We start from the raw sequence: 23296 nt of genomic DNA on the forward strand, positions 1-23296 counted from the left end.
CATGGCAAACATTCTGGTGGTTGACGACGAGCTCGGCATCCGCGATCTGTTGTGGGAAATTCTGAACGACGAGGGGCATAGCGTCGAAGTGGCTGAAAACGCGGCGCAAGCCCGTGCTGCCCGTTTGCGTGAGCGGCCCGATCTGGTGCTGCTCGATATCTGGATGCCCGACACCGATGGGGTCACGCTGCTCAAGGAGTGGTCAGCCACCGGTGTTCTGACCATGCCTGTCATCATGATGAGCGGACACGCCACCATTGACACGGCCGTGGAGGCCACCAAGATCGGTGCGCTGGCATTTCTGGAAAAACCGATTACCCTGCAGAAGCTGCTCAAGGCGGTCGAACAGGGATTGGCGCGTGGCGCGATTCGCAAGTTGGTGGCGCCTCTCATGGCATTGCCTGACTTGCCGCTGGCAGATGCTGGTGCCACGGCCGCGTCATCGGGCCTTGTCGCGGTCGATGTGTTGCCGCCGTCGCAGCAAACCTTCATGCTTGACAAGCCTTTGCGTGAGTCGCGCGACGAATTTGAAAAAGCGTACTTTGAATACCACCTGGGCAAAGAAAACGGCTCCATGACACGGGTGGCAGAAAAGACCGGCCTTGAAAGAACCCACCTCTATCGCAAGTTGAAGCAATTAGGCGTTGATTTGACGCGGGGAAAACGTAACGGCGCCTGACCTGCGGGGTCTCGATGAGGGCGGAGATGCTGCTATAATTTGCGGCTTGGCCTGGTAGCTCAGTCGGTAGAGCAGAGGATTGAAAATCCTTGTGTCGGTGGTTCGATTCCGCCCCGGGCCACCAGAATATTCCCTTGTCAGTCATCCGGTTGGCAAGGTAATTCGCGAAAAGCGGCCCCTCAAAAAGGCCGCTTTTTTGTTTTTCTGATGAAGCGAATTCAGAGTGGTCAAGCTTCAGGCCGATGCCGGACCTTCGAAGCCGCGGCTTCCCGCACGCGCAGGCCTTCGCGCACAGTTTCCCTGCCGATGCCGTCGCCAGGGATGACCGAGATGCGAGAGGCGCTCTTGGATTGTCCTTAAACGCAGCGCGCGCCGTCAACTTCAATACACACACCCGAGATAAAGGCGGCTTCGTCGCTGGACAGGTACAGCGCGGCATTGGCCACGTCAAGCGCGGTGGAAAAGCGGCCCAGCGGAATCGTGGCCAGGAATTTGTTTCGGCGCGCATCGTCCAGCGGACCGCCGGCAAACTCGGTGGCCAGGCCGGTGTCGGGGTTGAACACCGGATTGATGCAGTTCACCCGAATGTTGTCCGGGCCCAGCTCTGCGGCGAGTGACTTCGACGTGGTGATCACCGCGCCTTTGGAGCCGTTGTACCAGGTCAGTCCCGGGCGCGGACGCACGCCCGCCGTCGAGGCAATGTTGATGAAGCTGCCGCCGCCATTGGCGCGGAACACCGGCACCGCGTGAATGGTGGACAGGTAGATGCTCTTCATGTTCACCGCGAAGCATTTGTCGAACTCGTCTTCGCTGACTTCCAGTGCGGGACGGTTGCGGTGCGTCCAGCCGGCGTTGTTGACCATCACGTCCAGCCTGCCGTGACACTGCATGGCGAACTCCACCAGCGCTTTCACGTCGAGCGATTGGGTCACGTCGGCCGCGAAGAAAGCGGCTGTGCCGCCAGCTTGGGTGATGTCGCCCACGACCTTTTCGCCCGCCGTGCGGTTGATGTCGTTGACAACGACCTTGGCTCCTTCGGCTGCCAGCCGCTTGGCAATACCCTCGCCGATGCCGCCGCCGGCGCCCGTGACGATGATGACTTTGTTGTTTACGCGCATGAAATGTCTCCTGATGAATGAATGGAAATCCGGGGATCGCTGCCACCGCTTGCGGCGGCAGCGTCAAAGCGTCGTTCAGTCGTGCTTGATGGCAATCGTCTTGAGAACGGTGAAGCCGTAGAGCGCCTCAAAGCCTTTCTCGCGGCCATAGCCGCTGGCCTTGACGCCGCCGAAGGGAAGCTCGACACCGCCACCGGCGCCGTAGTTGTTGATGAACACCTGGCCGGAGCGCACCTTGCGCGCCAGCCGCATTTGCCGTGCGCCATCGCGTGTCCAGATGCTCGACACCAGGCCGTAGGCGGTGCCGTTGGCCAGCTTCACGGCATCGGCTTCATCGTCAAAAGGCATGGCGGCAATGACCGGGCCAAACACTTCTTCCTGCGCCAGGCGGTGCGCTGGCGGCACGTCACGCACCAGTGTGGGCGCCTGGTAAAAGCCGGTTGACGGCGCATCAGCCACGATCCGTCCCTGGCCCGCAATGGCGAGACCATCGCGCCCGGCTTCTTCGAGGAAGCCGGCGACGCGCTGCAACTGGGTCTGGCGAATCAGCGGCCCGCAATCGAGGTCCATGCTCGAGGGGCCGACCTGCAATTGCGAAAAGGCCTTGGACAGCCGGGCCAGCACTTCTTCATAGGCCTTGCGCTCGACCAGCAGGCGGCTGCCTGCCGAGCAGGTCTGGCCGGCGTTCTGCACGATGGCGTTGACCACCACCGGCAGCATGGCGTCGAAGTCGGCATCGGCAAAAACGATTTGCGGCGACTTGCCGCCCAGCTCCAGCGTGACGGGGGTGTGATTTTCAGCCGCGGCACGCACGACGACCTTGCCGATGGCTGGCGAGCCGGTGAAGGACACGTGGTCGATGCCAGGATGCTTGACCAGTGCATCGCCCACCTCGTGGCCATAGCCGGTAACGATATTGAGAGCGCCCTTGGGAAAGCCCACTTCAGCGGCAAGCTCGGCAATGCGCAGCAGCGACAGGCAGGCGTCTTCGGCGGGCTTGACCACGCAGGCATTGCCGGCAGCGAGGGCCCCGCCGACGCTGCGGCCGAAAATCTGCATCGGGTAGTTCCACGGAATGATGTGGCCCGTCACCCCATGCGGCTCGCGGAGGGTGAGCACCGTGTAGCCGTTCTGGTAGGGAATGGTGTAGCCAAGCAGCTTGTCGGCCGCACCGGCATAAAACTCGAAATAGCGGGCCACCGCCGCCGCATCCGCGCGCGCCTGCTTGAGCGGCTTGCCGCAGTCTCGCGCCTCGATCTGGGCCAGTTCTTCCGCTTGCTCGCTCATCTTCTGCGCCAGCTTTTGCATCAGCCGGCCGCGCTCCATGGCGCTCAAGCGACCCCAGTCGCCCTCATACGCTGCACGGGCCGCGCTCACGGTCTGGTCGATGTCAGCCGTGTTGCCGCGCGCAATGGTCTCAAAGACCTGGCCGTCGGACGGGTCAACGACGGGAATGGATTCGCCCGATGCCGGGGACACCCAGCGGTTGTTGATGAAATGCTGCTTCATGCTTGTCTGTGCCTCTTGTGGGTTGCGTCAAACCAGCGGCAGGGCCGGCACGCTGATGGAAATGGCAGGTCTGGAACTGAAGTTGTCCATTCTATTTACAAATAGGCGACTTGCAATGCTTCATTTGCAACCAGGTGAGCCAATTAACATGTAAATTTAAATTACTTATTCAAAGACCGATGCGTCATGGATAAGCCACGTCCGATAATCCGCCGTATGCCGAAACAGTCAAAAACCGACGCCGCCGCCGGGTCATCGAGGCCGGGCAGTGCCAAAAACGCGGCCGCCATGCCCGGGCTGGGCCTGGAGCCTGTGCGCCATGAACGTTTTGCCGAGCGGGTGTATGACAGCCTGTTTCATTCGATCATGACGGGCAAGCTCGCACCGGACACGCGCCTGCCGCCGGAAGTGCAACTGGCGCACTTTTTCCAGGTGTCCAGGCCCGTCGTCAGGCAGGCGCTGGACCGGCTGCGCCAAGACAGGCTGGTGGAGCCCATACGCGGTTCCGGCACTTATGTACGCGCCTGCGGGACGCTGCCCGACCCCGTGATTCCGGCCAGCCGGTACGCGACGGACATGAGCCACATCATTCACGGGCTGGAGCTGCGGCTGGTGATCGAACCTGAATGTGCGCATCTGGCGGCGCTGCGGCGCAAGCCGGCCGACCTCGCCCGGATGGAGGAAATGCTGGAAGGTTTCGAAAAGGCCACCGCACGCGGCGACGTGGCTCACCACTTTGATTACGGCTTTCATGAAACCATTGCCCAGGCCACGGCCAATCCCCGGCTGGTCAAGGTGCTCAAGTCACTGGAGTACGACGTCAGCCACGCGGTCAACCTGTGGCGCCACATGGCCCAAATGAAGCCCTGGCAACGCACGCAGGATGCACTCGATGAGCACCGCGCGATTTTCGAGCTGATCAAGCGCCATGATGCTGACGGTGCGCGCCGCGCTATGCGCAGTCATGTCGAGAAAGCGCGCGTGCGCATGCTTGACGCGGCGACTGACATCTAGAGCCTCCGGCCAGATTCCGGGGTGCGCCAGGGCCACTCTTTTCTACTGGAACGACCTCGCCCGCTGATTCGGCAAGCCGTGCCGGCTAGTGGCTGCGCGGCCTGTGTGGCTTCGGCTCCTGCGGCGCATCCGGCGCCGGCTCATCGGGTATCGAGAGCGGAATGTCGACATCTGCTATCGCCCCTGGCTCGAAGGCAAGAGGCCCCATGTCCAAGTCAGACAAGTCCAGATCCAGCATGTCCAGAGAAGGTGGATTGGGCAGGGACGACTGATCGGGTTCGTTGGGCGTTGTCGCATGGCCGACTTCTGACTGCATGAGATCATCAAAAATCGAATGACTCACCGACTGACTTACCTCGACCATGCTGAGATCCATGTCGGACGCGATTGCAGAAGGCTTCCATAACCCGGCTGCTGCCGGCGCCGACGTTTTTGCCAGTCCGGGTGACTGATCTGGTGCCCGCGGGATTGGGCTTGACTCAGGCGCCGCCCTGGGCCCGGTCGCCGGCGGCTGCAAGGTGACGGCGCCGTTCCACCAATCGTTGTCATGGGCCTGAGCACGGCGGTGGCGACTCCAAAGAAAAGCCAGCGCAGCCAGACTGAGCAGCAGACCGGCCACAAGTCCGTCAACAACCCAGGCGGAAAAACGCCCCGACTCTGCCTGCGCCAAGCGTGCGCTCAGGTCGGTCAAGTTGCGCTGGTTCCTGGTGGTCAATGTCTTCAAGGCATTAACGTCCGCCTCCAGGGCGAGCGAGCGAGCGCTCTGGCGCAAGGTCTCCTCAGGCGAGGCATTCAGGGCCAGCCACAGGGCCGCCGCTTCGGATCGACGCTGCGGGTTGCCGCTGGGCTGGGTCAACAGTTCAGTCGAGAAATTGAGCGTTGGTTCGCGCGCCTCCATCAGCTCGAGCAAGTTGAGTTTCAAGCGCGGTTGGGTCGCCGCTCGCGCGGCCCTGCGCGTCGCGCCGGTCATCACGCCCATGGGGCTGGCCTCGGAGGCTTTTTTTACCGGACGATGGGTGGGGTTCTCCGTCCGCACTGCTGGTTCGGGTGCTTCAGCCGGGACGACGCGCCGGGCCACAGGGGGTGGTGCCGAAGGTGTTGCTGACGGGGCGACCAACAAGGCGGGCAGCGGTGCTGCCAGCTCGCTGGGAAAGTCGGCCAGCAAGACGTAGCGCCGGCTTGATTTCTGGCTGCAGCCGCTGCGCAAATAGACGGTAACGACCGGTTCGTTCACCAGCGCCGAGGACAAGATCCGCACGTTGGTGGTTTGGGCTTGCGCCGAGGCTTCGACCAGCACCCGCACGCGACTGGCCTCCTGCTGCGTGTCGGCGTGAAACACGTCGGCGTCAAAACACAAGGAAGTCACGTCTTCGCCCGCGGCCATCTGCACCTGAACTGCCACATCCAGCGGCTTGCCAATCAGCACGGCGCCGCGAATACGCCCCAGCGTGAGCGCCTCACTGCCCAGCGTCAGGCACAGCAAGGCGATTCCCACGATCTTTTTTTTATGTTTCAAACAGGCTTTCCGCAGGATTGATTGTCTTTTGTGTCACGGCGTGACTGACGCGCAACGCTGCCATTTGCCTCGCACTGTATCCGAGTTCGGCCAGCAACTCTGCAGCATCTTGTCAAGAATCGATCGGCGTTAACGAGGGCTATTTTGGGTCGTTGCCCTGAACTGGAATAAAGTGGCGCATGACAAATAACAGTTCATCCATTCCCGCCGTGCCCCGCGCCGTCCTGTTTGACGCCTACGGCACCTTGTTTGATGTGTACAGCGTGGGCCAGTTGGCGGAGGAATTGTTTCCCGGCCATGGCCTGGCCCTGAGCGTGTTGTGGCGCGACAAACAGATTGAATACACCCGGCTCGTCACCACCAGCAACCACGGGGCCCACTACCAGCCATTTAGCGCCTTGACCCGTGCGGCCTTGGTATATGCTATTAAAAAAGTAGCTACTAACGATTATTCTACGGGGGCTACAGGCCAATTTGATATAAATCTGGAGGCGGATTTCCAGGCCCGCCATGGAGCTCAAGTCGAGCGACTGCTGGCGCAGTACCAGCATTTAAGCGCCTTCCCGGAGAACCTGGCGGTGTTGCGCGAGCTCAAAGGTCGCGGCATCCCGACCGGCATCTTGAGCAACGGTGACGCCCCCATGCTGCACGCTGCGGTGCAGTCGGCCGGCTTTGCGGGCCTGCTGGATCACGTCATCAGCGTCGACCCGATCCGTCTCTACAAAACTCACCCGCAAGCCTATGCGCTGGGCGAGCAGGCCACCGGATTCAAAGCCGAACAAATCGTCTTTGTCAGCAGCAATGCCTGGGACGCGCTGGGCGCCACCTGGTACGGCTACCAGACCTTGTGGGTCAACCGCTACCAACTGCCGTTTGAAGAGCTCGGCACACAGCCCACGCGTGTGGGCAGCAGCCTGCGTGCGGTGCTCGAATTTTTTCCCGCGTAAGCGCGGTTTTGTATCATTGCCCCCCTGACAGCTTGTCGACGTCTTCACTATTCAGCAACTTTTTTTGAGAACTCACCCCACCATGACCGAACGTACCACCAGGCACCGCCTGCAAATTGCCACTGTTTTGCAGCAGTTCATCGACACCCAAGTGCTGCCCGGCACCGGCGTCGCCCCGGCCAAATTCTGGAAAGGTGTTGACGCCATCGTGGCTGATCTGGCGCCGAAGAACATCGCCTTGCTGGCCGAGCGTGAGCGACTGCAAACCGAGCTCGATACCTGGCACGCTGCCCACCCCGGCCCGATCAATATGAGCGACACAGCGGCGCCGAACAGCATGAGCGCCTACCGCGCCTTTCTGGAGCAGATCGGCTACCTGGTGCCGGCGCCCAAGAAGGCCCGCATTACCACCACCCAGGTGGATGCCGAGCTGGCCATTCAGGCCGGCCCGCAACTGGTGGTGCCGATCCTGAACGCCCGCTACGCCCTGAACGCTGCCAACTCGCGCTGGGGCAGTCTGTACGACGCGCTGTATGGCACGGACGTGATCGATGAAACCAAGGGCTGTGAAAAAGTCGGCAAAAAAGGCGGCTACAACCCCAAGCGCGGCGCCAAGGTCATCGCCTACGCACGCCATGTGCTGGATCGCACCGCGCCGCTGCGCAAGGGCTCGCATGTCGACTCCGTCGGCTACCGCATCAAGGACGGCAAGCTGGCCGTCAAGCTGCTTGATGGCAGCAACACCAGCTTGGCCACCCCGGCGCAACTGGTCGGCTACCAGGGCGACGCCAAGGCACCGAGCTCGGTGCTGCTGCAGCACAACGGCCTGCACCTGGACTTGCGTCTAGACCGCAGCACGCCGATTGGTGCCAGCGACCCGGCCGGTGTCTGCGACCTAGTGTTGGAAGCTGCTCTCTCGACCATCCTGGACCTGGAAGATTCGATTGCCGCCGTGGACGCTGACGACAAGGTGCTGGCCTACAGCAACTGGCTCGGCATCCTGCAAGGCACGCTGACTGAGTCCGTCACCAAAGGCAGCAAGACCTTCACCCGCGGCCTCAACGCCGACCGTCTCTACACCCCGCCCGCGGGCAAGGGCAAACCAGTCGTGCTGCACGGCCGCTCGCTCATGTTTGTGCGCAACGTCGGCCACCTGATGACGAATCCGGCCATTCTGTATACCGACAAGGCAGGCGTTACCCGCGAAATCCCCGAAGGTATTCTGGACGCCGTGGTCACCACCACCATCGCCATGCATGACCTGAAGCGCACGGCCAAGGACGGCATCCGCAACTCGCGCAAGGGCTCGGTCTACATCGTCAAACCCAAAATGCACGGCCCGGTGGAAGTCGCGTTTGCCAACGAACTGTTTGGCCGGGTCGAAAAAATGCTCGGCTTGCCGGACAGCACCGTCAAGCTCGGCATCATGGACGAAGAGCGCCGCACCAGCGTCAACCTCAAAGCCTGCATTGCGGCAGCGGCCAGCCGCGTCGCCTTCATCAACACCGGCTTCCTGGACCGCACCGGCGACGAGATGCACAGCGCCATGCAGGGCGGCGCCATGATCCGCAAGGGCGACATGAAAACCAGCGCCTGGATTGCAGCCTACGAGCGCAACAACGTGCTGGTCGGCCTCTCCTGCGGCCTGCGCGGCAAGGCGCAGATCGGCAAAGGCATGTGGGCCATGCCGGACCTGATGAAAGACATGCTCAAGCAGAAGATCGCGCACCCGCTGGCCGGTGCCAACACCGCCTGGGTGCCCAGCCCCACCGGCGCCACGCTGCACGCGCTGCACTACCACCAGGTGCTGGTGAGCGAGGTGCAAAAAGAAATGGAAAAGATCAATGCCGACAAACAGCGCGACAACTTGCTGACCGGCCTGCTGCAAGTTCCGGTGGCGGCCAGCAGAAACTGGAGCGCCGCCGAGATTCAGCAGGAGCTCGACAACAACGCCCAAGGCATCCTGGGCTATGTGGTGCGCTGGATCGACCAGGGCGTGGGCTGCTCCAAGGTGCCCGACATCCACAACGTCGCGCTGATGGAAGACCGTGCCACGCTGCGCATCAGCAGCCAGCACATGGCCAACTGGCTGCACCACGGGGTGGCCAGCGCGGCCCAGATCAAGGAAACGTTCGAGCGCATGGCGGCGGTGGTGGACCAGCAAAACGCCGGTGACCCGCTGTACCAGCCGATGGCTGGGCACTTTGACACCAGCATGGCCTACATGGCCGCCTGCGATCTGGTGTTCAAGGGCTTGAGCCAACCGAGTGGCTACACCGAGCCGCTGCTGCATGGCTGGCGCTTGAAGGTGAAGGCAGCGGCCAAGGCAGTGGCCTGAGCGTTGTCTCGCGCCATGCCGGACCTGGTCCGGCATCCTGTGTCTTTTGACTGCTATATAAACAGTAGCTGATTTGTCAGTAGGCACGGGGGCTAGAGGCTTATTTGGCATAAAATCTCTTGGCAAAACGGCACCTGTTGGTGCCGTTTTGCATTTTGATCGCCGTGGCTCGGCGTCTTGTTACCATCGTCCACCATGTCCGCTGCCAAACTCACCCTTTCCCGCCTGGAAAACCTGTTGCTCACCGCCTGCGACGACCTGCGCGGCAACATGGACGCCAGCGAGTACAAGGAATACATCTTTGGCATGCTGTTCCTCAAGCGCGCCAGCGACCTGTTTGACGAGCGCCGGGAGAGCATCAAAAGCGAAGGCAAGGCCGCCGGCCTGAGTGCTGCCGACATTGCCCTCAACCTGAAAGACAAAGACCAGTACTCCGGCAAATATTTCTATGTGCCAGCCCGCGCCCGCTGGAGCGAAGAGTGGGTGGACGAATCCGGCAAACGCCAGCCCGCCCTCAAGCACACCAAGGTCAATGTGGGCTCCATGCTCAACAAGGCCCTGGAGGCGCTGGAAGACGAAAACGCCGACGCCCTGCAAGACGTGCTCAAGGGCACCATCAACTTCAACCGCAAGATTGGCCAGCACACGCTGGACGACGACACGCTGGTCAACTTCATCCAGAACTTTGACAAGATCCCGCTCAAAGACAGCGACTTTGAATTCCCCGACCTGCTGGGCGCCGCCTATGAATGGCTCATCAAGCACTTTGCCGACTCTGCTGGCAAGAAGGCGGGCGAGTTCTACACCCCCGCCGAAGTGGTGCGCATCTGCGTAGAGATTTGCGACCCCCAAGACGACATGCGTGTCTACGACCCGACGGTCGGCTCGGGCGGCATGCTGATCCAGGTGCGCGACTACGTGCGCGAAAAAGGGCTGGATGCCAGTAAGGTGTCCCTCTTTGGCCAGGAGAAGATGGGCACCACCTGGTCCATCTGCAAGATGAACATGCTGCTGCACGGCATCCCTGATGCCGACATCCGCCAGCAAGACACCTTGCGCGAGCCGCAGCACCAGGATGAAGCCGGCAACCTGCGCCGCTTTGACCGCGTGCTGGCCAACCCGCCTTTCAGCCAGAACTACATCAAGAAAGATATCAAGTTCCCCGGCCGTTTTCCGGTGTGGATGCCCGAGAAAGGTAAAAAGGCCGACCTCATGTTTGTGCAGCACATGCTGTCGGTGCTCAAGGCCGACGGCCGCCTGGCCACCGTCATGCCGCACGGCGTGCTGTTTCGCGGTGGCGAAGAACGCGAGGCGCGCCAGCACTTCATTGAAAAGGGCTACCTGGAGGCCGTGATCGGCCTGCCCGGCAACCTGTTTTATGGCACCGGCATTCCGGCCTGCATCCTGGTGCTCAACAAGGCTGGCGCCGCCCAGCGCGATCATGTGCTGTTCATCAATGCCGACCGCGAATACCGCGAAGGCAAAGCCCAGAACCACCTGCGCTTTGATGACATCGACAAAATCGTCCACGCCTACCGCGCCGGCCAGGACATTCCGGCTTATGCGCGCCGCGTGCCGGTGAGCGAGATCAAGGGCGAAGAATACAACTGCAACATCCGCCGCTATGTAGACAACGCCCCGCCACCCGAGCCGCACGACGTGCGCGCCCACCTGCACGGCGGCGTGCCGGTGAGCGAGGTGGACGCGCTCAGCCACTTCTGGCAAAACTACCCGGCCTTGCGGACCAGCTGCTTTGTGCCCCGCCCAGTGGCCGCGACAGCCGTTCGCCCTGAGCCAAGTACCGTTCGCCCTGAGCCAAGTACCGCTCGCCCTGAGCCAAGTACCGCTCGCCCTGAGCCTGTCGAAGGGCAACCCCCAGTCCCCTACGCCGACTTTGCCCCCGCCCTGCAAGACAAACGCGCCATCGCCGCGCACGTCGCCCAACACCCCGGCGTGCAGCAGCGCCATGCCCAGTTCATGGACACATTGGCAAGGTGGTGGCAACAGCACCTGCCCATCGTGGAAGCCTTGGCACCCGATGCCTCCAACCAGCATGCGACGGGCCGCAATGTGTACGCCGTGCGCGCCGCCCTGCTGGACGGCATCGAGCGCACCTTTGCCGCGCAAAACCTGCTCACCCGCTACCAAGTGCGCGGCGCGTTTGCCAACTTCTACCAGGCGTTGGCCTCCGACCTCAAATCCATCGCCGCCAGCGGTTGGGGCCCGGAGCTGATACCCGACGACGACATTCTGCAAAGCCAGTTCCCGCAGGTGCTGGCCGAGCTGGAGGCGCAACACGCCCGCCTGGCCGAACTGCAAGCCTTGTTTGCCGCCGCCAGTGAGGAGGACTTTGAAGACACAGAAGACACCGGCGTGCTGCCCGCTGACGAAGTCAAGGCACTCAAAGCCACCCTGAAAGATGCCAAAGGCATGATGAAATTGGCCAAGCGCGACCCATCGCTGGGTGATGCCCAAGCACTGCAGGCCGAGGCCGAGCGCATTGAAACCCAGCTCCGGCGTCACAAGGCGCTGGAAGACGAAGCCAAAACCCTCAAAGCCCACATCAAAACCACCACCGACAAAAAAGACGCGCTGGTGGAGCAGGCCCGCCTCAAGATCAGCAGTGGCGAAGCCCGCGTCATCATCGTGGAGCGCCTGGGCAAGGTGCTGTTTGCCAGCTACCAGCACTACCTGCGCGCCGACCAGCGCGCCTGCGTGGCGGCGATTGAGAACCTGTGGCGGAAATACGCGGTGACGGCCAAACAGATTGAAACGCAACGCGATGCAGCGGCGATGGCGCTGCAGAGGTTTTTGGTGGAGTTGGGGTATGCGTGAGCATCAATCTACGGATTGGCGAGAACAAAAGTTCGGTGATCTATGCCAACGCATCGTCAACGGCGGCACTCCTTCCACCGATAACCCGCGCTTCTGGAACGGACTGACGCCATGGGTAACGGGTGCTGACTTCACCCCGCGCGGGATCGGCGAAATCCGGCGCTTCGTTTCTGAGTCTGGGATTCGGGCCAGCAGCACGTCCGTCGTAAAGGCCGGAAATCTTCTGGTCGTTACCAGAACCGGCGTTGGCAAGATCGCAATTGCGCCGTTTGATATCGCCATCAGTCAAGATATTAGTGGCGTGTACATAGACCGTGGCAAGGCAGACACTACGTTCGTTTTCCATCTCTTGACTCAAGAACTGGAAGAGCTCAAGAAATTGAACCAGGGCACGAGTATCAACGGCATCATTCGTGGAGACTTGGAGAAACATTTAGTTCGCATTCCAAGGAGCAAAGCGGTCCAGCGAAAGACCGCCGCCATCCTCACCACCATCGACACCGCCATCGAACAAACCGAAGCGTTGATCGAGAAATACCAGCACATCAAAGCCGGCCTGATGCACGACCTCTTCACCCGGGGCGTGCTTCCCAACGGCCAACTGCGCCCACCCCGCGAACAAGCGCCCGAGCTGTACCAGGAAACGGCGATTGGGTGGATTCCGAGAGAGTGGCAATACGAGTTGCTCGACAAACTAGCGCACCGTGGCAGCGGCCACACGCCCAACAAAGACCACCCCGAATATTGGAATGGCGGCGTCAAATGGGTGTCGCTGGCAGACTCCAACAAGCTGGACCAACTCTACATTTCTGACACGGAGCTAGAGATTAGTCACAGAGGTATTTCAAATTCGTCCGCCGTCCTGCACCCGGCAGGCATTGTTGTGCTATCGCGTGACGCCGGTGTTGGTAAAAGCGCCATCACCACTAAACCGATGGCCGTCAGCCAGCACTTCATGTGCTGGAAATGCGACCAAAAAATGGATAACCACTTTTTGTACTATTGGCTGCAGTACAACAAGCGCACGTTTGAAAACATCGCGATGGGGAGCACCATCCTGACCATTGGCTTGCCTTATTTCAAGCGCCTGAAAATTGCCTGTCCTTTGGATCTAACAGAGCAACAGTCTATCGCTACAAGACTGAAGGCAGCAGACACGCGAATATTCGCGATGCAGGACGACCTAGAAAAATTGAGGCAGCAAAAGCAAGGCCTCATGCAAGACCTGCTCACCGGCAAAGTCGCGGTCACGGTGGATTCGTCTGAAAATGCAGCCCATGCCCAATAAGCTCCCCATCAACCTCCAGGACCTGCTGCGCCAGCGCACGGTGGAGGGCGAGCGCATTGAATACAAGGCGGGCTGGAACCCGGATGCCATCATTCGCACGTTGTGCGCCTTTGCCAATGATTTCGAGAACCTGGGCGGCGGCTATGTGGTGATAGGGCAAGACTGCGATGCCCACGGCCAGCCCATCTTTCCACCGGTAGGGTTGGCCACCAACCAGCTCGACAAGATTCAGCAGGAGCTGCTGGCGGCCTGCCAGCTGATACAGCCGCCTTACTTTCCCGCCCTGACCGTTCAAGAAGTGGAAGGCCGCCAGCTCATCGTGTTGCAAGCCCCGGGCGGCATGCACCGGCCCTATAAAGCGCCCGCATCGGTGAGCGCCAAGCAAAAGAGCTGGCACTACTACATCCGCCGTTACAGCAGCACAGTGGAGGCTAAGGGCGAAACCGAGCAGGAGCTGCTGAGCCTGACTGCACAGGTGCCGTGGGATGACCGCTTTGCCCTGCAGGCGCAGGTGAGCGATTTGTCCAAGCCGCTGATGGTGGAGTATTTGACCGAGGTGGGCAGCGCCCTGGCAACCGATGCGCCGCAGATGACGGTGGAAGAGCTGGGGCGGCAGTTGAATGTGGTGGGTGGCCCCAGCGAAGCACCCCGACCCAAGAACGTGGGGCTGCTGTTTTTCAACGAGGCACCAGAGCGCTTTTTCCCCTACACGCAGATTGATGTGGTGTGGTTTCCCGAGGGGGCCGGGGGTGACCGGTTTGATGAAAAGGTATTCAAGGGGCCACTTGCGCGCATGGTGCGCGATGCGCTGGGCTTTATCCAGCGCAATTACCTGGTGGAAACCGTGGTGAAGCACCCTGACCGGGCGCAGGCCACGCGGGTGTGGAATTTCCCGTACATCGCAATCGAAGAAGCCTTGGTCAATGCGGTTTACCACCGGTCTTATGAAGAGCGGGAACCGATTGAAGTGCGCATCGGTTATGACGAGTTGGTGGTCCTGAGCTTTCCGGGGCCTGATCGTTCGATCAAAACTGCAGATTTCGAAGCGGGCCGTTCTGTCAGTCGCCGCTACCGCAACCGCCGTATTGGCGAGTTTTTGAAAGAGTTGGACCTGACCGAGGGACGCTCGACGGGCGTGCCCAAAATACTCAAGGCTATGGCTGCTAACGGTTCGCCTTCGCCGCTGTTTGAAACCGACGACGACCGGTTGGCCTTTGTCATCCGCTTGCCTGCCCATCCACTTGCCACACGCCCCACCACGGAAGTCACCATGGATGTGACCGGGGAAGTCACCGGGGAAGTCACCGGGGAAGTACAACGCCTGATGCGGGTCATGATCAGCGACATGTCACGTCAGCAAATGCAAGAGGCACTGGCCCTCAAACACGAGGATCATTTTCGCAATGCCTACCTTAGCCCGGCATTGACATTGGGCGTTGTCGAAATGACCCTGCCTGACAAACCCCGCAGCAGCAAACAGCGTTATCGCCTGACCCCCAAAGGCCAGCAATGGCTGGTAAGCCACGAGGGGCGCAAGCTGTGAGCGAATACAGCGAAGTCGAGCAACCGTTTCTGCAGCAGCTTTCCGCGCAAGGCTGGACGGTGATCGACCAGGGCACGGGCGTACCGCAAGACGCAAGCATCAGCCTGCGCCGCAACTTCAGGGAGTGGCTGCTGAGCGACGTATTTGACGCAGCCGTGCGGCGCATCAACACCCTGCCCGATGGCCGCAGTTGGCTGACCGACCGGCAACTGGAAGACCTGCGCAACCAACTTTTGCGCCAGCCCAACCGAACCTTGCTGGAAGCCAATGAGGCCATCCAGGCGCTGCTGATCAAGACGCAGGTGGATGTGAACGAGCTAAGCGGTGAGGCCGATCCGGTGGTGAAGCTGATTGACTTTCAGACGCCTGAAAACAATGTGTTTCACGCCATCAACCAGTTTCGTATCGACACGCCGGGGGGCGTGCGGCAATTCATCACCCCAGACATTGTGTTGCTGATCAACGGCATACCGCTGTGCGTGGTGGAATGCAAAAAAGGCTCGGAGGTATGCGCCAACCCGATGGCCGAAGCCTTCGTGCAACTGCAGCGATACCTGAACAAGCGCCCCGAGACAGCGGTCGCTGGTTTGAAGGAGGGCGAACCAAGGCTGTTCCACAGCAACCTGCTGCTGGTGCGCAGCTGCGGGCTGGAGGCCGACTACGGCAGCATTACCTCGGGCGACGAACACTTCTACACCTGGAAAACACTCCACCCGCAAGACGACGCTGCGCTAGCCAGCATGAATGCACAGCAGCGACTGATAGCGGGCATGCTCACCAAGGTCAACCTGCTGCAGATACTGCGCACCAGCGCCGTATTCAAAGACACCGAAGGCGGGCCACGCATCAAGGTGGTGTGCCGCTACCAGCAGTTCCGGGCGGCGGCCAGGATCATGGAGCGTCTGCGCAACGGCAACAGCAGTGCCGAACGCAGCGGCGTGGTGTGGCACACGCAGGGTTCAGGCAAGTCGCTCACCATGGTGTTTTTGGCGCGTATGCTGCGCGCCAGCGGCGACCTGAACGACTACAAAATTGTGCTGGTGAATGACCGCAACGACCTCGAAGAGCAACTGGGCGAGACCGCCGCGCTGATAGGTGGGCGGGTGAATGTGATCGAGACGCGCAACGACCTGCGCTACCAACTGGCGACCGACAGCTCCGACATCAATATGGTGATGGTGCACAAGTTTCAGGAGCGCAAGGAGACGCTGACCAACACCGTGGCCGAAGCACTGGGCACCTACCTGGCGATACCGGCGGCCCAGACCTTTGGCGTGGTGAATGCGTCTGAACGCATCATATTGATGGTCGACGAGGCGCACCGCACGCAGGGCTCGGACTTGGGTGACAACTTGTTCGAGGCTTTTCCCAATGCCACCCGCATTGCTTTCACCGGCACGCCTCTGATTACCGAGCGCCATGGTGGGCGCAAGACGCACAAGCGCTTTGGCGAGTACATAGACACCTACCGCCTGATGGACGCGGTGAACGATGAAGTGACGCTGCAAATCTTGTACGAGGGCAAAACTGCCGATACCGCGCTGAATGAAAAACATGCGTTTGACACCGCCTTTGAAGACTTGTTCAAGGAACGCAGTGCGGAAGACCTGCTGGCCATCAAGAAGAAATATGGCGCCACGGGCGACTTGCTGGAAGCGGAAAACCGTATCAACGCCATTGCCAAAGACCTGGTGGCTCACTATGTGGACAACGTTTTGCCCAACGGCTTCAAGGCGCAGGTGGTGTGCCACTCCAAGCTGGCGTGTATCCGCTACCAAAACGGCATCAAGGCTGCGTTGGCAGATCGCATTGCGGGTGAACAGCTCAAGGCAGCGCCGGATGTTGAACTGATTGGCAAGTTGAAGTTTCTGAAAACTGCTGTGGTGATTTCGTCGGATGGCACGAATGAAGCGGCCTTTGTAACCCAAGCGCGCAAAGAGGCTGCCAGGCTGCGTGCCAAAGACAACTTCTGCAAGGCGTTTGATCAACACGACCCGGATGCCACCAACACCGGCATTGCTTTCTTGATTGTGTGTGACATGTTGCTCACCGGTTTTGATGCGCCGATTGAGCAGGTGATGTACATCGACAAGAAGCTCCGCGAGCACACGCTGCTACAGGCCATTGCCCGCACCAACCGGGTCAAGAAGGGCAAGAAGCGCGGTTACATCGTGGACTACATTGGCCTGGCCAATCACTTGGCCGAGGCCTTGACGCTGTATGCCGCCAGTGATGAATTGCAAGAGCTGCAGAGTGGCCTGCAGAACATCACCGCAGAACTGCCGGTGTTGGACGAGCGATACCAGCGCTTGCTGCAGCACTTTGAGAGCATGGGGGTCAAGCAGATCAAGCCGTTTGTGAATGGCGAATTACTTAGCCTGGAGGCCGAAGCGGCTGTCGTACACGCTGCGGTAACGGCTCTCAAAAATGAGAAACAGCGGGCCGACTTTGACGTCTACCTCAAGAAGTTTTTGATGAGCATGGACATTGTGTTGCCGCACGCCGCTGCACAACCCTACCGGGTGCCGGCAAGGCGCTTGGCTTACATCATGGCGGTGGCCAAGGAACGTTTCAAGGACACCAGCCTGAACCTGGGCGATGCAGGCGAAAAAGTGAAGGCGCTGATCAATGCGCACCTGATCAGCCTCGGCATCAACCCAAAAGTGGAGCCTGTGGAGTTGCTGGCCCCCGACTTTATGGACAAGCTGGCCGCACATGCGGGCCAGAATCTGGAGGCAAAAGCCAGTGAGATGGAGCACGCCATCCGCAAGCACTGCACGGTTCACCATGATGAAGATCCTGCCTTCTTCAAGAGCCTGTCTGCCAAAGTCGATGCGCTGATTGAAAAGCACCATAACCAATGGGACTTGTTAGCCGAGAAGCTGGCAGAGCTGCGCCTCGAAGCGGTCGCCGGGCGCAAGCAGGGCCTTGAAGGCATGAGCCGCGAGGCCACCACGTTTTACGAGCACATCGTGCAAGTCGGCTTTGCAGGCGGCACGGTCGCAGAGGCAGATAAACCGGCACTCAGATCACTGATGGAGAAGCTGGTGGCGGTGCTGGCAGGCACCATCGGTAGCCTGGATTTTTGGACCAATGCAGACAAGCAAAAGCGCGTGCGCGGTGCCATCAAAACCGAAATTGCCAGGACTGGCATTGAAGAACTCAAAGCCAGCCGAGAGCGCGTAGCGGTGGAGGTGATGAAGCTGGCTAGAAACCGCCACGACGAGTTGATACGCAGTCACCAATGCAAGGGGGTGTAAATGCAATTGCGCCAAATTCATGACATTGCGTACCAACTACTGCCAGGCGCTGAGCGGCAGACCACCGATATCGTGATTGAGCGGGACGGTCTGGTGAGTGTGCGCCCGCCGTTGCGCATGACCCCGGAGCAGGTGGACGAAACGGTCTTTTCCAAACGCATGTGGATTTACCGCAACCTGGCGGAGTGGCGCGACTTGAATGCGACCAAGGTGGTCCGCGAATGGGTGAATGGTGAATCGTTTTTGTACTTGGGTAGCAGTTATAGGCTGTTGCTTGTCAATGAGCAGGACGAGCCGCTCAAACTCAAGGATGGTAGGTTTCAGTTACTGCGGTCGGTTATTGAAGCTGCTGGTCGTGCGGGCGCGCAGCGAGCGTTTGAGAACTTCTTCCAAGCCAAAGGCCTGCCCCGTATAGCCGCACGGGTAGCTCACTTTGCCAGCCGCGTGGGCGTTGCGCCGGGTTATGTGCAAGTGAAGGAACTGGGTTACCGGTGGGCAAGCTGCCTACCCAATGGCGACCTCCATTTCCACTGGAAGTGTTTGATGGCACCGCTCACCGTGATTGATTATGTGGTCGCGCATGAGCTATGCCATTTGCACCACCGTGATCATTCGGACGCTTTTTGGAACGAAGTGGACAAAGTGCTACCGGACTACAGACAGCGCAAAGAGTGGCTCCGGCAAAGGGGTGCAAATCTGGATATGTAGTTCTGCCCGCCTGACGCAACCGAGTGGCTAGGCCGAGTCGCTGTTGCATGGCTGTCGCCTGAGCGCTGTCATGCCGGACGTGACCCGGTATCCAGCTACTCCTAATGCTCTTTAAACAGTAGCTGCTTACGCAATAGGGACGGGGGCTAGAGGCCGATTTGGTCTATAAGTTTGCTGATCCCGCCAGAACGGCACCTTCGGGTGCCGTTTTTCATCCGGCGTTGCGAACCATCACGCCGTCCCGCGATGCGGCGCCTGACTTGACCAATTCCCCAATCAGTTGTTCGATCCCGAGTTGAAAATCCAGCTCCGGGAAATGCTGCCTGAAAATCGTTGAGAAATAGGGCGTGGCGCAGGCCCAGGCGATGAAGTCGTCCAACGCGATGGTTTGAACTTCGAGCAGCTTGAACTTCAGCAACACTTTGGCGGCGTAGCTGATGTGTTTGGCCGGCTGCGTGACAAAGCTGTCCAGGCGCGCGCGCGCCACGGCAATGGATTGTTCGACACAGTCAAAGGCGCTGCCATGCCCCGGAATCACGAGCTTGGGCGCCAGCGACTCAATCAGATCGATTGTTTTGCCGACGGCGTCAAACGCATCCAGCCCTTCGAGTTCCGGGAACACCACGCCAAAGCCGCGCTCCCACAAGGCATCGGCTGAAATCAGGGTCCGGGATGCCGGTTCAAACAAAATCACCGAGTGCGGGTCGTGCCCCGGTGCGGCGTGCACCTGCCACAGCTTGTCGCCGAGCTTGAGCTCGCTGCCTGGTAGCAGCAGCGCATCGAAGCGGAACTGTGGGCAACTCTGCCCGGTGGGCGTGTAGGTGAGCGCATGCGGATCCCACTGGCTGACGAAGCGGGCCTGTCCGGGCGGGATATGGGTCATGAGCGCCGGGTAAGCGCTCTGCAGCGCTGCGTTGCCGCCGCAGTGGTCGCTGTGCAGGTGCGTATTGACCAGCACGTCGAGCGCTCGCCCTTGCAGCGCCGCCTGCACCAGCGCGAGTGTTTGCGGCGCATGGGTGACATAGCCGCTGTCAATCAGCGCACAGGCGTCGCCGCCAAGCAGCAGAATGTTGTTGGACGAGAGCCAGCCGCGCTCGAAAATGGTGATGTCTGGGGGTAGTAGGGGTTGTTGTGGCATAAGGGTTCAGTCGCTTTGATTTCAATTATGCGGCCTGTGCCGTTGCCGCTTAAACTGAGCCCTTCGACCCGGTCCGCCCTTCAATTTAACCAGCACCTGCTCATGCCATTTTCTTCACTCGGTTTGTCTCCTGCGTTGTTGCGCGCCATCAGCGACCAGGCCTGGTCCGCGCCGACGCCGATCCAAGCGGCGGCCATGGGGCCCGCGCTGCAAGGTCGTGACTTGCTGGCTTCGGCGCAGACCGGCTCGGGCAAGACGGCGGCGTTTGCCTTGCCTCTGTTGCAACAATTCGAAGCCGCTGTGCCGCAGAGCCCACGACGACTGCGTGCCCTGATTCTGGTGCCCACGCGCGAGCTCAGCACCCAGGTTGGGGAAGAGATTCGCTTGCTTGCGCAGCACCTGCCACGCGCGTTGAAGGTGTCCATCGTTTTTGGCGGCGTTTCGATCAATCCGCAAATGCTGCGCTTGCGCGGCGGCGCCGACATCGTGGTCGCGACGCCCGGGCGTTTGCTCGACCTGCTCGATCACAACGCGCTCACCCTGCGCGGCGTGACGACGCTGGTGCTCGATGAAGCCGATCGCTTGCTCGATCTGGGCTTTGCTGAAGAGTTGGCGCGCATCGTCCGACTGCTGCCGACGCGGCGGCAGAGCCTGTTTTTCTCGGCGACTTTCCCGCCCGCGGTGCAGACACTGGCGCACACCCTGCTGATTGACCCGGTGCGCATCGAGGTCGCGCCCGAACCGCAGACGCAGCCCGATATTGAGCAGCGCGTGATTGAAGTGGACGCCGCTCAGCGCACCCAGTTGTTGCGCCATCTGATGGCGCAAAACCACTGGAGCCGGGTACTGGTGTTTGTCGCCACCAAACACGCCGCCGAGATGGTGGCCGACAAGCTGCGCAAGGCCCGCATCAATGCCGAGCCGTTTCACGGCGAATTGAGCCAGGGCAAGCGCACGCAAGTGCTGGCTGATTTCAAGGCGTCACGCCTGAAGGTGGTGGTGGCCACCGATGTGGCGGCGCGTGGTCTGGACATCGCGCAACTGCCGGTGGTGGTGAATTTTGATTTGCCGCGCTCGGCGCTGGACTATATCCACCGTATCGGCCGCACCGGCCGCGCGGGCGAGCGGGGCGTGGCGCTGAGCTTTGTCAGTGCTGCCACCGATGCCCATTGGCGTTTGATTGAAAAGCGTCAGGGCTTGAGTCTGCCGCGCGAACAGGTGGTGGGGTTTGAACCAACGGCGGTTAACCCTGCAACTGATAGTGACGTCACCGCCGGTCTGCCTGGCAACGGCGGCATCAAAGGCCAACGCCCGAGCAAAAAAGACAAACTGCGCGCCGCCGCCGCCGCCGCGCGCATCGCAGCGGAAAAATAAAACCCGGTTCAGTTCAGCAAGAAAGCGCTGGCCTGGGCTTTGCGGTCTTGCGCATCAATCTCTTCGTCATACGCGGCACGGCTGGCCAGCGCCTCGCTGGTGTAGGGAATCAGCGGTTTGTCCAGCGGGTGCAGCTTGTGACGGCGCAGGCCGCGCAGTTGTTGCGAACGCTCCATGGTTTGCAACACGCGTTCAGGCTCCATCATCAGGCTGAAGGGATTGAGTTCAAGTGCAATGTTGCTCATCAGGAGGCTCCGGTAGGTTCAAAGCGCCATCGGGAGGTTTTGACGCTTGAGGCAACTGTAGTCGCCCACTCGATTCACTGAAGTCAGCAGGCGACTGTAAAGCGTGTCGGTATTTGCCTTACACGATGACGGCCCCGGTGATCGTTACAAAAGCCGTACTTTCACGCTTTTGCCCTTGACCTTGCCTGCGTTGAGCTTCTGCATCGCCGCCAGCGCAATGTCGCGCTGCACGGCGACAAAGGTGGTGAATTCGGTCACGTTGATCTTGCCGATCTGCTCGCGCGAGTAGCCCGCATCGGCGGTCAGTGCGCCCAGCACGTCGCCGGGACGAATTTTTTCCTTGCGACCACCCAGAATTTGCAAGGTCACCATCGGTGGCAACAGCGGCCCCTGGCCGGTAGGTTTGAGCTCATCGAGCTTGTGCCAAACCGACTCACGCTTTTGATACTGCTCGATCTTGCCGACCGAGCCCATTTCATTCATGCTGGCCAAGCTTAATGCCAGGCCCGACTCTCCGGCACGTCCGGTGCGGCCAATGCGGTGCACATGCACTTCGGGGTCGGGCGTGATGTCCACATTGATCACGGCTTCGAGTTGTGTGATGTCCAGGCCGCGTGAAGCCACATCGGTCGCCACCAGGATGGACGCGCTGCGATTGGAAAATTGCGCCAGCACCTGGTCGCGCTCGCGCTGCTCCAGTTCGCCATACAACGCCAGCGCGCTGAAGCCCTGCGCTTGCAGGTAAGTCACCAGGTCTTTGCACTGCTGTTTGGTGTTGCAGAACGCCAGCGTGCTGATCGGTCGAAAGTGGTTCAGCAGCAGCGCCACCGCCTCGAACCGGTTGGTCCGCGTGACTTCATAAAAGCGCTGCTCGATCAGGCTTTCGGTTTGCTGCGCCGCCACCTGGACTCTCTGCGGCTCGCGCATGAATTGTTTGGCCAGTTTCTCGATGCCTTCCGGGTAGGTGGCCGAAAACAGCAGGGTTTGCCGCTCTTTCGGGCACTGCTTGGCAACGGTGGCCATGTCCTCAAAAAACCCCATGTCGAGCATGCGGTCGGCCTCGTCGAGCACCAGCGTGTTGAGCGCTTCAAGGTTCAAGTACTCGCGCGCCAAGTGGTCCATCACGCGCCCGGGCGTGCCCACCACAATGTGCGCGCCCTGCTCCAGAGAAGCGCGCTGGCCGCGCAAGGCCACGCCGCCACACAGGGTGACGACTTTGATGTTGTCGGTCGCACGCGCCAGGCGGCGAATCTCGATCGTGACCTGGTCCGCCAGCTCGCGCGTGGGGCACAGCACCAGCGCCTGCACCGCAAAGCGGCGCGGGTTCAGGCGCTCCAGCAGCGCCAGGGCGAAAGCCGCCGTCTTGCCGCTGCCGGTTTCGGCCTGCGCAATCAGGTCCTTGCCCGCCAGTGCGGCGGGCAGGCTGGCGGCCTGAATCGGCGTCATCTCCAGGTAGCCCAGTTGCTGCAGGTTGGCCAGCGTGGCCGGGTTCAGGGCCAGGGATTCGAAGCGCTTGCTGGAAGAAGAAGGGGAAGAAGGGGCGGCAGTGGCTGCCTGGGTTTGGGTTGTACTCATGGCTGGATTATCAGTAGTCCGGCTGATTCGCTCCGGAATCGTCCGATCAGATGACCTGTATCAACAAATCCTAAATCAAGGTATTAGTCACTAACAAGCTATGTCTTTGCATTTTGTGAGAAGAATTCAATGCAAACCGGCCATGGCTGGAATGATGTTGAAGCGGGTGAGAGAGCAAGCGGCGGCGATGGCGGCGCGACCCAAACAGG

16 protein-coding genes and 1 tRNA gene are annotated in these 23296 nt (G+C 60.5%); 11 read left to right on the top strand and 6 right to left on the bottom strand.

The annotated features are described in order from the left end of the window. Window position 1 precedes the first annotated feature (1 nt). Together WA157_RS15500 and WA157_RS15505 are read left to right on the top strand one after the other, a co-directional pair. Window positions 2-679 (top strand): response regulator, encoded by a 678-nt coding sequence (locus WA157_RS15500; RefSeq protein WP_422621818.1) that lies wholly within the window; start codon window positions 2-4, stop codon window positions 677-679. 48 nt (window positions 680-727) lie between these two features. Then, window positions 728-803: transfer RNA gene (locus tag WA157_RS15505), tRNA-Phe, on the top strand. Window positions 804-1035: 232 nt separating this feature from the next. Here WA157_RS15505 and WA157_RS15510 read toward each other — a convergent pair. Both WA157_RS15510 and WA157_RS15515 read right to left on the bottom strand, forming a co-directional pair. After that, window positions 1036-1797, bottom strand: a complete 762-nt coding sequence (locus tag WA157_RS15510; protein WP_422621819.1) for an SDR family oxidoreductase — start codon at window positions 1795-1797, stop codon at window positions 1036-1038. A 75-nt stretch (window positions 1798-1872) separates the two neighbouring features. After that, complete coding sequence (locus tag WA157_RS15515; protein ID WP_422621820.1) at window positions 1873-3306, bottom strand: aldehyde dehydrogenase family protein; 1434 nt, start codon at window positions 3304-3306, stop codon at window positions 1873-1875. 216 nt (window positions 3307-3522) lie between these two features. Here WA157_RS15515 and WA157_RS15520 point away from each other — a divergent pair, with 216 nt between their 5' ends. Then, entirely contained in the window at window positions 3523-4320 is a 798-nt protein-coding gene (locus WA157_RS15520; RefSeq protein ID WP_422621821.1) for a FadR/GntR family transcriptional regulator, read from the top strand. Between the two features lie 85 nt (window positions 4321-4405). Here the strand turns inward: WA157_RS15520 and WA157_RS15525 are convergent, their stop codons facing one another. After that, entirely contained in the window at window positions 4406-5836 is a 1431-nt protein-coding gene (locus tag WA157_RS15525; protein ID WP_422621822.1) for a hypothetical protein, read from the bottom strand. A gap of 179 nt (window positions 5837-6015) precedes the next feature. Here WA157_RS15525 and WA157_RS15530 point away from each other — a divergent pair, with 179 nt between their 5' ends. The 7 genes from WA157_RS15530 (at window position 6016) to WA157_RS15560 (ending at window position 18755) form a co-directional block, all read left to right on the top strand. Further along, window positions 6016-6783, top strand: a complete 768-nt coding sequence (locus WA157_RS15530; RefSeq protein ID WP_422621823.1) for a (S)-2-haloacid dehalogenase — start codon at window positions 6016-6018, stop codon at window positions 6781-6783. A gap of 82 nt (window positions 6784-6865) precedes the next feature. Beyond that, a complete protein-coding gene (locus tag WA157_RS15535) occupies window positions 6866-9121 on the top strand; it encodes a malate synthase G (protein ID WP_422621824.1) in 2256 nt (751 codons plus the stop codon). A 195-nt stretch (window positions 9122-9316) separates the two neighbouring features. Continuing rightward, complete coding sequence (locus WA157_RS15540) at window positions 9317-11956, top strand: N-6 DNA methylase (RefSeq protein WP_422621825.1); 2640 nt, start codon at window positions 9317-9319, stop codon at window positions 11954-11956. Beyond that, the gene (locus tag WA157_RS15545; RefSeq protein ID WP_422621826.1) at window positions 11949-13244 is read left to right on the top strand and encodes a restriction endonuclease subunit S; all 1296 of its coding nucleotides are present in this window, start codon (window positions 11949-11951) and stop codon (window positions 13242-13244) included. Before WA157_RS15540 ends, WA157_RS15545 begins: the two co-directional genes overlap by 8 nt. Next, window positions 13234-14787, top strand: a complete 1554-nt coding sequence (locus WA157_RS15550; protein ID WP_422621827.1) for a Fic family protein — start codon at window positions 13234-13236, stop codon at window positions 14785-14787. Before WA157_RS15545 ends, WA157_RS15550 begins: the two co-directional genes overlap by 11 nt. Next, window positions 14754-18047 (top strand): type I restriction endonuclease subunit R, encoded by a 3294-nt coding sequence (locus tag WA157_RS15555; RefSeq protein ID WP_422621828.1) that lies wholly within the window; start codon window positions 14754-14756, stop codon window positions 18045-18047. Before WA157_RS15550 ends, WA157_RS15555 begins: the two co-directional genes overlap by 34 nt. Next, window positions 18048-18755, top strand: coding sequence for a M48 family metallopeptidase (locus WA157_RS15560; RefSeq protein ID WP_422621829.1), 708 nt, complete (start codon window positions 18048-18050; stop codon window positions 18753-18755). Between the two features lie 211 nt (window positions 18756-18966). Here the strand turns inward: WA157_RS15560 and WA157_RS15565 are convergent, their stop codons facing one another. Next, window positions 18967-19893 (bottom strand): MBL fold metallo-hydrolase, encoded by a 927-nt coding sequence (locus tag WA157_RS15565; protein ID WP_422621830.1) that lies wholly within the window; start codon window positions 19891-19893, stop codon window positions 18967-18969. Between the two features lie 102 nt (window positions 19894-19995). On the opposite strand from WA157_RS15565, the gene WA157_RS15570 reads away from it, so the two are divergent. Beyond that, window positions 19996-21267, top strand: a complete 1272-nt coding sequence (locus tag WA157_RS15570; protein ID WP_422621831.1) for a DEAD/DEAH box helicase — start codon at window positions 19996-19998, stop codon at window positions 21265-21267. An 8-nt stretch (window positions 21268-21275) separates the two neighbouring features. Here WA157_RS15570 and WA157_RS15575 read toward each other — a convergent pair whose 3' ends face one another. Next, window positions 21276-21512: a hypothetical protein gene (locus WA157_RS15575; RefSeq protein WP_422621832.1), complete on the bottom strand. Its 237-nt coding sequence runs from the start codon at window positions 21510-21512 to the stop codon at window positions 21276-21278. Between the two features lie 144 nt (window positions 21513-21656). After that, window positions 21657-23087, bottom strand: coding sequence for an ATP-dependent RNA helicase DbpA (gene dbpA, locus WA157_RS15580; protein WP_422621833.1), 1431 nt, complete (start codon window positions 23085-23087; stop codon window positions 21657-21659). Between the last annotated feature and the right edge of the window lie 209 nt (window positions 23088-23296).

The organism is Rhodoferax ferrireducens (assembly GCF_049302455.1).
GTDB lineage: Bacteria > Pseudomonadota > Gammaproteobacteria > Burkholderiales > Burkholderiaceae_C > Rhodoferax > Rhodoferax ferrireducens_B.